This is a genomic window from Moorena sp. SIO3A2 (genome assembly GCF_010672265.1).
Taxonomy (GTDB): Bacteria; Cyanobacteriota; Cyanobacteriia; order Cyanobacteriales; family Coleofasciculaceae; genus Moorena; species Moorena producens.
Genome location: NZ_JAAHHC010000052.1, coordinates 1 through 12,194 on the forward strand (window position 1 = coordinate 1; position 12,194 = coordinate 12,194).

At 44.2% G+C, this 12,194-nt stretch carries 9 protein-coding genes; 1 reads left to right on the top strand and 8 read right to left on the bottom strand.

All coding sequences use genetic code 11. The features are described from left to right. Nucleotides 1-236 precede the first annotated feature (236 nt). The 7 genes from F6K64_RS32050 to F6K64_RS32080 all read right to left on the bottom strand — a co-directional run bounded on the left by F6K64_RS32050 (nt 237) and on the right by F6K64_RS32080 (nt 9,164). Nucleotides 237-2,534: a glycosyltransferase gene (locus tag F6K64_RS32050; protein WP_008183342.1), complete on the bottom strand. Its 2,298-nt coding sequence runs from the start codon at nt 2,532-2,534 to the stop codon at nt 237-239. A gap of 542 nt (nt 2,535-3,076) precedes the next feature. Next, nucleotides 3,077-4,243: an NAD(P)/FAD-dependent oxidoreductase gene (locus F6K64_RS32055; protein ID WP_008183344.1), complete on the bottom strand. Its 1,167-nt coding sequence runs from the start codon at nt 4,241-4,243 to the stop codon at nt 3,077-3,079. A 35-nt stretch (nt 4,244-4,278) separates the two neighbouring features. Further along, nucleotides 4,279-4,794 carry a diacylglycerol kinase gene (locus F6K64_RS32060; protein WP_008183348.1) on the bottom strand — a complete coding sequence of 172 codons (516 nt, stop codon included), beginning with the start codon at nt 4,792-4,794 and terminating at the stop codon, nt 4,279-4,281. Nucleotides 4,795-4,892: 98 nt separating this feature from the next. Continuing rightward, nucleotides 4,893-5,420 carry an rRNA maturation RNase YbeY gene (gene ybeY, locus F6K64_RS32065; RefSeq protein ID WP_008183350.1) on the bottom strand — a complete coding sequence of 176 codons (528 nt, stop codon included), beginning with the start codon at nt 5,418-5,420 and terminating at the stop codon, nt 4,893-4,895. Nucleotides 5,421-5,607: 187 nt separating this feature from the next. Next, on the bottom strand, nt 5,608-5,823 hold the full coding sequence (locus F6K64_RS32070) for a DUF3285 domain-containing protein (RefSeq protein ID WP_008183353.1): 216 nt from the start codon (nt 5,821-5,823) through the stop codon (nt 5,608-5,610). 448 nt (nt 5,824-6,271) lie between these two features. Next, nucleotides 6,272-7,382, bottom strand: a protein-coding gene (prfB, locus tag F6K64_RS32075; RefSeq protein ID WP_131826916.1) for a peptide chain release factor 2 whose coding sequence is annotated in 2 segments (ribosomal slippage) — nt 6,272-7,309 and nt 7,311-7,382 — 1,110 coding nt in all. Because the reading frame shifts where the segments join, the coding sequence is not laid out codon by codon here. Between the two features lie 1,053 nt (nt 7,383-8,435). Next, entirely contained in the window at nt 8,436-9,164 is a 729-nt protein-coding gene (locus F6K64_RS32080) for a Bax inhibitor-1/YccA family protein (RefSeq protein ID WP_008183362.1), read from the bottom strand. A 475-nt stretch (nt 9,165-9,639) separates the two neighbouring features. Between F6K64_RS32080 and F6K64_RS32085 the strand changes: the two genes are divergently transcribed. Next, nucleotides 9,640-10,422: an RNA polymerase sigma factor SigF gene (locus tag F6K64_RS32085; RefSeq protein WP_008183364.1), complete on the top strand. Its 783-nt coding sequence runs from the start codon at nt 9,640-9,642 to the stop codon at nt 10,420-10,422. Nucleotides 10,423-10,661: 239 nt separating this feature from the next. Here F6K64_RS32085 and F6K64_RS32090 read toward each other — a convergent pair whose 3' ends face one another. Beyond that, nucleotides 10,662-12,137, bottom strand: a complete 1,476-nt coding sequence (locus tag F6K64_RS32090; RefSeq protein WP_008183365.1) for a CIA30 family protein — start codon at nt 12,135-12,137, stop codon at nt 10,662-10,664. Between the last annotated feature and the right edge of the window lie 57 nt (nt 12,138-12,194).

Here is a 12,194-nt window from a genome sequence, read left to right on the forward strand (position 1 = left end):
TGACCTTGGCGAATTAAATTCGCCAAGGTCAAGCGCACCTGTGGAAACAATTCCAAATTAGAAGGCTATTCATTTTGAATTCAAAAATGGTCATCCCTTTAGATCGCCTTTGGCTCAATCCACTTTTTTGCTAGCATAGCCGCTCTTGAGTCGTTGTTTAATTAGCGAACGCGCCCCGCGTGACCATTCGCGTAGCGTGGCCTAAAGGCCAAGGTCAATCGCATTTTGCTGGCAATTTAGTTCTGGATTAGTTCATTGGGTATCGCCACTTTGATCACAACGGTTTCACCTTCGGCTTCCCAATGAGCGCTCGCCTCCACCTGGGAGTTTAGTTCTGGATTCATTGGTATTGCCACCTTGATCGCCACTTCTTCACCGACTTTTTGAGGAACACTAGGAGGTTTTACCCTAGGCTGAGCTACTAGTGAAATAGGTTTGAGCAGGGGTTGGAAGCTATTGTCCTCTTGGAAATCAGCAACAGTTTCCATCGCCTTTGGCGCTGGTGCTACCACAGCAATTCCACCATTGAGTTTGGTAAGGGTAGAGCTTGGTACCTCAGCGGAGCTAATGGTGCTGAGGTTTGGATTACGGTTAAACACAAATCTGGGCTGGAGCAAACTTTTTAATAAAAGCCACAGCAAGCTCAATTCTCCAGGGGTATCACAAGGTTTCCACTGACCCACACCACAAAACAGCATTTCAATTAAACACCTTGTCTGGGGTAAACTCATCTGCTGATTAAATCCTATTTGGAGAGTGGGAGTTTCACTCGTGAGGTCTGTGTGAGTAATCTTTCCTTGTAGTCGCAAGTTCTCCCCCATTATTTTCAGACTTACTTTGATATTATCTTTAAGGGAGATAGATAGCTTCTCGGTCAGCTTGATTTGAGCACCTACTTGGGAAATCAACTTAGTCATGCCCCAATAGGTTTGACCTCCTATATTTATTCGCACCACTTTACGTAAGTCAAACCATTCGTTAGTATCCGGATTAGGAGAATCCAAAAGGATTAGTAAGGCGATACTCAGCACCAGGAGATTGTAGCCACTCCAAATCCAAGCTAAGCTGATGCCTTGGGTAAGTTGGGCTGTTTCTAGGGATGGCAAACTGCTGACTGGTATCAATAATTCGCTCAGATTAAACCCAAAGCTAATTGCTGTAGCAACGAATACAATAATCAGCGGCGATGCTAACTGCCAGTTGTAATTAAAACTCTCCCTAGATATTCCTTTCGGGGTTACTTTAAATCCTCTCGAAAAAGGATTCAGCATTGTCTGCAACACCGTTAATCCAATCGGGAAACATGACACTACTGAATAAATATCTGACATGAAAGCGGAGCGAGAGCCGCAGTTTACCCAGGAGAATACAGAAAACTGTAGCAAATAGAAAGGAACTAAAAAACACAATACTTCCGTAGCTGTTGCTTTAAAGCAAATAATCCCGAAAAATGTATACGCTATGGGAACAATGAGAAAATAAATTCGTGACCAGCTAGTAAACCAATAAAGCAACCCATCTAAATGAACCAGTCTTTGCAGATGAGTAAGTCCAGGAATTCTTAATGGATTTGCGTCTAGAAAAAGTCCCTGTAAGGTACCTTGTGCCCATCTTAGCCGCTGAGATACATGACTTGCGATATTCTCTGCTGCCAAGCCAGCACTTAATTTTTCATCAAGGTAAATTAACTTATAGCCAAGAGCCGATAAACAAACCCCAGTATAGTAATCTTCAGCGATGGAATCGGTAAAAAAGCCACCAATACTTAAGAGTGCGCTGCGCCTGACCACAAAAGACGTGCCACAACACACAATACTATTTGTGCTATCCCGAATTGGTTGAATGTGTCGATAAAATAATTCTTCTTCTGCCGTCAGAATGTTTTCTAAACCTAAATTATAGGCAACCGGATCGGGATTATAGTAGCTTTGGGGAGTCTGAACTAGAGCGACTTCCTTATCCTTAAAGAAACCCACAGTCCGCTTGAGGAAGTTCCTAGTAGGAATAAAATCAGCATCAAATACAGCAATTAAATCCCCAGAGGTTTGAGGAAAGGCATTGTTTAAATTACCTGCTTTGGCATTAAGATTATTTGGTCGCGTAATATACTCGCAGCCTAGCTCAGCTGCAAGTCTTTTGATCTCAGGACGTCTAGTATCATCCAGAAGATAGATCGTTTTTATTGTATACTCTAAAGCTTGACAACCAATAATTGTTCGTCGTAGGATAGAGGGATGTTCATTATACGTAGGAATAAGTATGTCAACAGACGGGGTAAAACGACCACTAATAACCGATAATTCACCCCAATCAGCTTCCCGACTTCTATCTTTTATCTGGGACAAGAAAAACAGCTGAATGGTGCTACCAGCTAGCCTCAGTATTTCCGCTAGTAATAACCCCAAGCTAAAGACTCCATTGACCAGGGTATCCAGATTGAGGGTAAACAGCGATCGCCACAGCACATACTGAAGAGTCAGCAGTAGCAAAATCCCTACCACCACAAGCTGCCACTTAGAGCGAGTTTTTGTCATAATCCCTTAACTGTAATTCCAGTATTGTCATTAGTTCTTGGATCATTAGTTCTTGGCAGAAGACCCCTATTACAGCCGATTGGGTTGAGGGGAGGGGATTGCCATCACCTGTAGGTTCATAACTAGTTTAGGCTCATAACTCGCTTGTTAGCACGAGCTAATTCCTTAGCTTCCCTCACAAGCTAAGGGGTAGACCGTCGCTTCCACCGTTCTTTATCTTAATTAACATTTAACTTGCTGATTGTTCACTGTTGACCGTTAACCCTTGACAGTGAAGATTACTCTGGTGTCAACACAAAATCCGTTGCTTAAATTATTCTGCAGGTTAAAGGTGTATCTGCCTGTGACCATTAACCCAACTTAGTACAGTCTAATCCGACCTTGGACCCTACCTATGTTCCATAACTTTGACAGAGTCGCCCCTACCAAAGGGCTTTAAGGATGATGGAGCCACTGTATTGGCACTTTGACTGAGACTATGGGTCGATCACCAACAGACTCTTAACAAGCTTTAACCTAGCTTAATTTAACATAATACTTTGTTAACTGGCAGGGGACATCTCGGCTATTATTTCATCCTCTTGTCCAACCACCCAGTTAGCAAAGCGCTTGGCTAGGGGTGGCACAAATACCAGGGGGTTAGTAAAACTAGAAAATATATAAACTCCTTCCACACCACCGAAGGAACCAACCACTGGTAAACTAGTGTTGCTGAATGCTACTAAACAATGATGCCAGGTTCCTGGTAATTTCTCAAGAGCTGGTAGAATTTTACCCACTTGAGTACGAATTTCCGCTTCCCCTTTCTCTGGCGCTATAGTGGCGTAGGGGTCTGTCAGTACACGGCTGAGCTGACCCATCCGTAAACTGCCATCTAAAAACTGCACTGCACCTGCATCAAGAATCGGTGGTACTACCTCATGAGCAGGCTCATCCCACAAGTGTTGAACTGACTTAGTACTGGCTTGCTTTTCGAGTTGAAACCGTTTCGTATTTGCTGGAATAACCATGGTCTGCAGCTGGATGTCAACTCTGGGAGTTTCAATCATCTCCTCATGAGTGAAATACAAGTAGACAGGAATTCCGGAAGCTTTCAGTAAGGTGCGACTGAGTCCACCAGCACAGACAACCGTGTTAGCGGTGTGGTAGGTGGCTGCTACTGTTTTGACTGCCTTGATAGCATCTGAACTCCTTACCAGTTCCACCACACGACCAATTTGGATTTCCCCCCCACAACGGCGGAAAGCTTTCAGGTAACCTTGGGTAGTCTTTCCTGGATGGATATGCCCGTGACGGACAGTAAAAGCTCCTGCGATCGCATTTCGATTGAGTAATGGTTCAAGGGCACAAGCGTCAGCCACACTCACCCAAGTTGGGGGAGTAGCACAACGGGCATAATCGGCTGCCAATTCTTCAAAGTCATCCTTGAGGTCAATGGTCAGCAATAAGTCTAATTCCCGGAACTGGGTATCTGTTGCTAATTCCTCAGATAAAGTTTGATAAATTTCTCTAGCTTCCTGACATAGCACTCGAGTTAACCTTGATGTTCCTGACCAATAGGCAAGACCACCATAGCTATAGCGAGTTGCTCCCTCTAGGGTAGGATGTTGCTCCAAAATCAGAACAGTCAAACCTTGGCGACACAATTCGTACCCGAGTGCTGCTCCAGTAATGCCACCACCAACGACAATCCAGTCATATACTTTCATCGTATAGTCGCATATCGTATAGTCTAATTGGGTATTTAGCCCAAAACTGACTCAATTCTACTGATTAGGGGTGGCAGTAGCAGGGAACCGGCTACAAAAATAGCAGTTATCGCTGAGATCAGCACTGCACCAGCGGCACAATCTTTAGCAATTTTAGCCAGTTCATGGTATGTCTGTTTAACAGTTAGATCTACGACCGATTCAATAGCTGTATTTAACATCTCCATGGCCATGACTAGCCCAGTGGTTAGTCCAATCACAGCCAGTTCTACCAGGGGTATTTTTAAAAAAATGCCCAAGGTAATCGCTAGAATTCCAATGGCTGTATGGATGCGGAAGTTACGTTGGGTGAGAAAGGCATAGCGAACCCCAGCCCAAGCATATTTGAAGCTAATCATTAATGTCGGAGCAATTCGCCAAGCCAAATCTCGGTTAGGTTTGACTTTGGAGTCAGAGTATTGGGGTACTGGTATAGATAGTTCTTGAGTCATCGGCAAGGTATTAGACACGAAAAACTGAGTTTGATAAGATTCCGCCTTTGGTAACACCATTTCTTGGTTCAGGGATAAGTCTTGGGTATACCTTGATCTTTCCCATATGGGGTAGGAGGATTAACCTTTAGGGATATACTGGAAAGCACAGCAGACTTCTAGGAATCATTAGAAAGACCTACGCTCTGAAGTAGAGTCTCCTGTTGATCCAGCATTCTCAGTAGACTTTCTTCATCCGGATGATCCCATCCTAGAAGGTGAAGTAAACCATGGGTTGCCAGCCAGGCTAGTTCCGTAGATACAGAATGCCCGTGCTGTTTAGCCTGTTGAACAGCAGTATCTACCGAAATCACGATATCACCCAAGTATAGAGGCACTGATAATTGCTTTTGGGGTGATAACTTAGGAGAGTTTACCTCTAAAGCTGCAAAAGCAAGTACATCTGTAGGCTGATTTTTTTTTCGGTACTGGGAATTAAGTGCCTGAATTTCACTATTGTCAGTAAGGCGAAGACTCAATTCGTAGCTGTTCGCCTCCGGTAAATCCGGTTCGAGGGCAACTAGCCATTGGTCAAACCAGCTTTCCCAAGTGTGGAGGGAAATTGGGCTGCTGGATTGGTTAGTAATGGTTTCAGCGGAATGGGAGCGATTAAAGAAACAATCCTGTACACTCAATTCAAACTTCACACTCAGCGTCTCCAAAAGGCTTGGCTACCAGTAGGGTAACCTACTCCGATGACCTAGCCGATTGGCTAGGTCATCGGCTTCGTTAATCCTGGGTCTAGGACTATGCTTACTGTTCCCTTGATTTTGCTCTCTCGAAGCATAGAGCCATCAACAAGAGTAAGTTTAAATCACTTAACAAACTCTTTAGTTAACGGGTTAGGTAGGCAAGACCCACCAGTAAGGCCAATAAACCAGAAACGGTGAGGAAAAAGTGTCTCAGAGATTTACCTCCCTTACGCACCATATTGCGCATGGCTAACTTGGTGTAACTAGGCTTAGGTTCACTTGAACCGCTATCGGCTGGGGCTGTAGTTGTATCCAGACCTTGTTCTGGCTGTTGGGTTTGTGAAGGTGGGTTGCTCATCGAACACAAGTACTCTACGTCAGAATTTCTTTGCTGATTTTAATCTAACAGCATACTTAACAATTTTTACCACGAATTACCCAGAAACTCTAGCTGTAGCCTGCTTTATCAATGCACCCTAAACCTAAGGCGAGTTTGTTGCCAAATTTTGCCTAATTCCTGCTTACTTGAAACTTGACCACTGACTATTTATCAGTAATAATCAACCAACTTTGACAATCACTAATAACCAATCATTAGTGATTAGTTAGTGTAAGCATTCAGCAGTCAGCTATCAGCTAATGCGCTACAGATGGTGCTACTTGAGGTGCTAGCAGGCGTTTTAACTGAACGGGGTCGGATGAGTAAAACGAGCAGGGATTTTCAAGCAGCCGTAGCAGCACCCCCCAGCTTGTTTATTACCGACCGTTGATTAGCTGACGGCTGACGGCTGATAGCTGACTGCTTACTAGTTAGTTAACTGATTTTCTTGACGCAGATACGCTTCAATGAATAAGTCAAGATTACCATCAAGGACATCATTAACTGCTGTGGTTTCCACACTAGTGCGCAGGTCTTTCACCATCTGGTAAGGATGAAACACATAATTTCGAATTTGGTTTCCCCAAGCCGCTTCCACCATGTCCCCCCGAATTTCGGCAATTTCTTGAGCTCGTTGCTCCTCAGCAATCACGAGCAACTTAGCTTTCAGCAGTACTAAGGCTTTTTCTTTGTTTTGCAATTGAGAACGCTCCTGAGTACAGCGCACAGCCAGGCCGGTAGGAATATGGACAATCCGCACTGCAGTTTCTACCTTATTGACGTTTTGCCCTCCCTTACCACCTGCACGGGAGGTGGTAATTTCTAAATCCTTCTCGGGGATTTCCAGCTCAACGGTATTATCCACCGCAGGCATCACTTCTACTCCAGCAAAACTAGTCTGTCGCTTACCGTTAGCATTAAACGGGGAAATCCTCACCAGTCGATGAGTACCTTTCTCGGCTTTCAGGTAACCATAGGCGCGGAGTCCGTCAATTTCCAGAGTGGCAGACTTAATCCCAGCTTCATCTCCTGGGGAAAGTTCGGCTAGGTGGACTTTATAACCATGGTTCTCTGCCCAACGGGTGTACATCCGCAGTAATAGGTCAGCCCAATCTTGGGCATCAGTTCCACCAGCCCCCGCATTGATGGTGAGGACAGCACCTTTAGCGTCGTAGGTACCAGATAACAGCTGTTCCAACTCCCAGCGATCCAGTTCTTTATTCAGCTGAGTCAAGTTGGTTTGAGCTTCTGCAAGCAGTGCGTCATCGGTTTCTAGTTCTAGCAACTCCAAGATCGCTTTAGTGTCTTCCAAACTGGATTGCCACTGTTTATAGCGTTGGAGGTTAGATTTTAGGTCGTTGAGATGTTGAAGGGTTTGCTGAGCCGAGTTTTGGTCATCCCAAAAATCTGGTTGAGCTGCCAGCTGCTCTAAATCTTGAATTTTGGCCTTCAGAGCAGCAATGTCAAAGATAGTCCTGGGTTTTACCCAGGCGCTCCGACAAGATTTCGACTGCCCGTTTCTGCTCTACGGTTTCCATAATGCTTCCATCCTTTACAACACCATTATAACTACACCATGTAAATACACCAGGTAATCTTCTTGATTTTAACTATACATTTCAACTATAGTATACTAGTATACCGAGAATTTTTATGATGCGATCGCCATCTCAAATACCCTGGTCAAATTCCAATTTGAAAACGTAATTGTAAATATTATACCGATATTTTAATCGATGTAATATCCATTTTTAATCACAAGTTTAAAACGTAATTATATAATGTATAATTACGTTTTAAACCTTTTTAAGGGCTATAATATAACGTTTTTTATAAGAGGATATCTGAAAAGTTGTTTGATACTGAATTTTGCCCCCCTAGCCCCCCTAGCGAGCAATCCCTCGCTTGGGGGGAACAAGAATCCATTTGCTGGTAAAAGTCCCCCAAGCGAGCAATCCCTCGCTTGGGGGACCAACGGGGGCTTTGATGTAGCAAATGATACTTCTCAGACAACCTCTAATTTTATTGAAATCGTTTATGAACAATTACAATATTATTTTATAGGGAACTCGATTTGATTTACTCCACTAATCACGCTTCATAATACACAACAACTTGCTTCTTTCCTAGAACAGATAGATTATCAATATTTACCATAAACTTTACCATAAATAGCCCTCACTTTGGGTATTGGGATTTCCTTAGGGATTCAGAGTTCAGCAACATTTAGGTATAGCAGAAGTCAGAAGTCAGAAGTCAGAAGTCAGAAGTCAAACTCTTGCGCTTCTTGATGCAGTCGCTCATGGGGGAAACCCCCAAGACCGCGCTGCATCGCTTACAAAGGGTGTGAGACTTTTGTCATGTCCTAACTGCCCTGGCGACTGCTATACTATCACAAAACCGCTTCAGAACAGGACTTGTCCCTATAGCTAGCTATAGGGGCACAAATCAAAGTACTGCCCATGATGCTGTATTTGAGGCTCTGTTGGGGTTTATGGCTCCTATATGACGTCTAGCACCACAGCTTGGAACTAGAAAAATCGGGGTACAGCATTGCCGTCCCCGATTGGGTTCTATCGTATTGCACTGTCTTAGTCGCGACCATTAAGGGCAATCAGCAGCCGCAAAATGAACACGAACAAGTTAATATAGGTCAAGTACATTGACAGGGCAGCAGGTAGATACTGGTCATCACGATAGGCGCGAGGCAGCACGAAGAAATCCACTACAGCCGCACCCGCAAAAATAACCACACCGATGCCAGAGATAGCAATTTCTAGAAAGCTGGGTGTGTATACACCAAAGAAGGATAAAACTAGCTGAGCCACCAAGACCACCAGCAAGGCAATCATACCCATCTGGACGGTTTTGGCTAAAGCAAAGCCATCTTCGTCTGAGAGATTAGAACCAATTTGACGGCCAGCCATAAAGGCTACACCACAGCCAAAGGCAGCAATGGCAATGCCTTGCATGCCCACACCCCCTGTTCCGAGGGCAACGAATATTAAGCCACTGAGGGTGTAGCCGGACAAGAGACTGTAACTAGCTAGAAGAGGCAAAGCTACACTGTTGTTTCCGTTCTCAGCCACACCACGGGCAACGAAGAAAAGAATAAATTCGGCAATTAAGGCAGGCAAGAAGGTGGTCATAAATAGCCCTGGGTTGCTTGAAATCACCCCCAGACCACCATAGACACCTAGGGCAGTTAAGACTAATCCACCACCCAGGAAGGGCAGAGCATTAGCAATAACATTCGGACCAACTAGGGCTCGACCTTGAGATTCACGAATTGCTTGACGAAAGTTACTAGTGCTACTCATGAGATTTTAGTCAAGAATTTTCCTGATCAAGTATCAGCATTGATTTATAACTACTTCTATTTTGAACCATATCCGCAATCTTGTGGCAGGAGGGAAAACCGACTGCTAGTACTCCGTCCAAATTGACTTGAGGGGTAAACTCTACTTTTTCGGAATACCTAATACTTAACACCTAATACCTAACACCTAATACCAAAACTAAATTGACAGAATACTAGTTATCCTCTTTGCTAGTTGCCACTTCCGGCTAATTAGGTTAGATATTATACCACATTTAAGACGGTATAGCGATTTCTCACTATCTTCGGGTTCCAATCTGCGTGATTGTACAGAGAAAACAAAAACGGTAATTTGTTTTTTCCGTGAAAGGACGATGGTTCTAAAGGGGAATCTCTAATGACAATGAGTTGAAGATTAATTGCTTAGGCTAAGCCTCGTGTCGTAAATAGGTTTCCACTTCTGGGATATTTTGAGAATGGCTATTGGGTCTGTTGGTTTTCAAGGAATGGAACTTCTGATTGCGTACTACCGAAATCCATCAATTCAACTTCGCAATCAGATAGTAAGATTAAATGCTGGGTTAGTGAGGAAGATTGCTCATATAGTCAGCCAGAAGTGTGCTGAACCTTATGAAGACCTCGAGCAAATGGGTTACATCGGCTTGATTCGTGCTATTGAGCGGTTCGACCCCCATCAAGGTTGTGCATTCAGTTCCTTGGCAGTACCTTACATTCGCGGTGAGATGCTACACTTCTTGCGCGATAGGGGTTCTCTGGTCAAGATTCCTCGCCGATGGCAGGAACTCCAGCAGGCAGGGAAAAGAGTCAGCAAAAAGTTAGCAACTAACTTGGGACGCTTCCCCAGAGATGAAGAAATTGCTAAGGCTTTGGATGTATCACTGCAAGAGTGGCAGGAAAGTAAATTGGCAGTTCAAAATCGTTTGCCTTTAAGTTTGGATGCCACGGTTTCTCAGAAGGTCGATCAACCCATGACTTTAGGAGAGACTCTACCGGATTACTATGAAGAGAATTTACACTATTGGGAAGAAGACCGACAACAGCTCCAGGGTGCCTTGAGTCAGCTAGAAGATAAAACTCAGGCAGCTATAGAGTTTGTTTTCTTACGAGAACTCCCCCGCAAAGAGGCAGCCAAACGAATTGGAGTCAGTCCGATGACAGTGACGCGACATGTCAAAAGAGGAATCCAAGAGTTGGTTACCCTGATGAAATCTCAAGCATCGGAGCGTCTGGCAAGTTAGGAAGAATGAAGAATGAAGAATGAAGAATGAAGAATGAAGAATGAAGAATGAAGAATGAAGAATGAAGAATGAAGAATTAGGAATGAAGAATGAGGAATTAAGAAGGAATAATTAAGAATGAGGAATTAAGAAGGAATAATTAAGAATGAAGAAATTCTAAATTCTTAATTCTTAATTCTTAATTATAATTGCCTTTTTTTGCAAGAAGTGTGTTTACAACCTAGATACAAACCCTATACTTAATTGCTGTCCGTATTGATATCGCAAAAGAGAGTTTGCCAGTCTCGCAAACCATCACTTGCCTCTTTGACTTCAAAGGTGACATTACAAGCCTTGGGTTGCTCTAGTACCTGAATACAAAGTTCAGCAATATCTTCCCGACTTACTTTACCTCGGATATTGTCTCCTTGAGCAAACACTAAGGCTTGACCTCCCGGTTCTTCTGTCAAAGCACAAGGTCTGATGATGGTATAGGAAACGCCACTGTCGCGAACTGCGTCTTCTCCCCGGAGTTTCCAGGTTAGAATTCCCCCCAGTTGATCATTCATTCGTACCGCTGGTGGTTCTTCCTCTAGGTTAATTCCTGGACGACCTGGACGAGTCACCCCGGCTGAGCTAATCATAATGAATTGGGGCTTGGTGATCCCCCCATAGGCTTTAATAGTTTCGAGCTGTAGGACAAAGGAACCTGGAGCAAAGTTTGGGTTCAGTGCGCCATCATATTCAAATTTACTCAGCATTAGCTGTATGGCAAAGATGCGACTGGGGTTGAAGGGAGCAGCATCTTTCAAGGTTTTGGCTCGAAATACCGGAATCAAATCAGCAAAGGGAATAGAAACGTTTATCCACTGATCTTTCTGGGTGTCAAAGGAATAGCAGTAGGCAATGCCATCCCATTTCGATTCATTACGCAATATAAATTTATAGCGTTGACCATCCCCTTTAACTCGCAGTTCTAGTCCTTGGTACTCAGCTAAGTTGAGGGGAGTTGGGAGATTGCGGGTGCGTACTGACACAAAGCCGCCAGAATTTGCTGTTGAGACATTGCCGGTAAACAGGGCAGCCTTGTCGATCAGGCGGATTGAACTCTCGCTGACACCACCCATGACTACATCATCCACAGCACCCCAGGTTTCTTGTAAGTCATCGGAAGGGTTTTGGAAGTCAAATAGGAGTTGTTTCCCTGGTTCGAGATACTCTGCTGCGGCTTGTACTAAGTTCTTGATACCCTGATACTCCAATAGTTCCGGGCTATCGACCACTTCTGGCCTATAGAACTTGATGCCCTGATCGTATTTTTCCCGGTTCGGGGTGTCTCCTTCTACCGGTTGCATCCGCGCTCCTGTACAACACACTATAGCAGTAATGTTCTTGTACAGTGCTGGGGTCAAGGTGTCTGGAATAGTGATATCTGCCTCGAATAGTTCCAGGTTATTGCCAAGGATTTCCCTAGCTTTCTGGGCATTTCTAACTAGGGCACGTACGGGATAATTACGCTCAACCAGACAGCGCACCACTCGCTTGCCTACACCGCCAGTTGCCCCAGCTACCAGTATTACTCCCATATCTTTTCCTCTACCCTGGCTCGATTGTTGATTATTGGCACGACCTGTGAATAATCGCTGTAGGCAGCTCAGGAAAGGAATAACCTCAAAGTAGCTTAGGGTTTTTATGAATCTGCCAGCATCCCATGGGGAGCGATTGTTTTGGGTCATAATCGCCTCAAGTGCATTTTTTCTTCAGTTTATCGAAACCTGAGTTACCCTGAAGGT

Excerpts from the sequence above, each read along its gene's own strand:
- F6K64_RS32060 (WP_008183348.1), bottom strand. The coding sequence starts at position 4,794 with ATGGTGTTACCAAAGGCGGAATCTTATCAAACTCAGTTTTTCGTGTCT.
- F6K64_RS32090 (WP_008183365.1), bottom strand. The coding sequence starts at position 12,137 with ATGACCCAAAACAATCGCTCCCCATGGGATGCTGGCAGATTCATAAAA.
- F6K64_RS32070 (WP_008183353.1), bottom strand. The coding sequence starts at position 5,823 with ATGAGCAACCCACCTTCACAAACCCAACAGCCAGAACAAGGTCTGGAT.
- F6K64_RS32080 (WP_008183362.1), bottom strand. The coding sequence starts at position 9,164 with ATGAGTAGCACTAGTAACTTTCGTCAAGCAATTCGTGAATCTCAAGGT.
- F6K64_RS32050 (WP_008183342.1), bottom strand. The coding sequence starts at position 2,534 with ATGACAAAAACTCGCTCTAAGTGGCAGCTTGTGGTGGTAGGGATTTTG.
- F6K64_RS32055 (WP_008183344.1), bottom strand. The coding sequence starts at position 4,243 with ATGAAAGTATATGACTGGATTGTCGTTGGTGGTGGCATTACTGGAGCA.
- F6K64_RS32085 (WP_008183364.1), top strand. The coding sequence starts at position 9,640 with ATGGCTATTGGGTCTGTTGGTTTTCAAGGAATGGAACTTCTGATTGCG.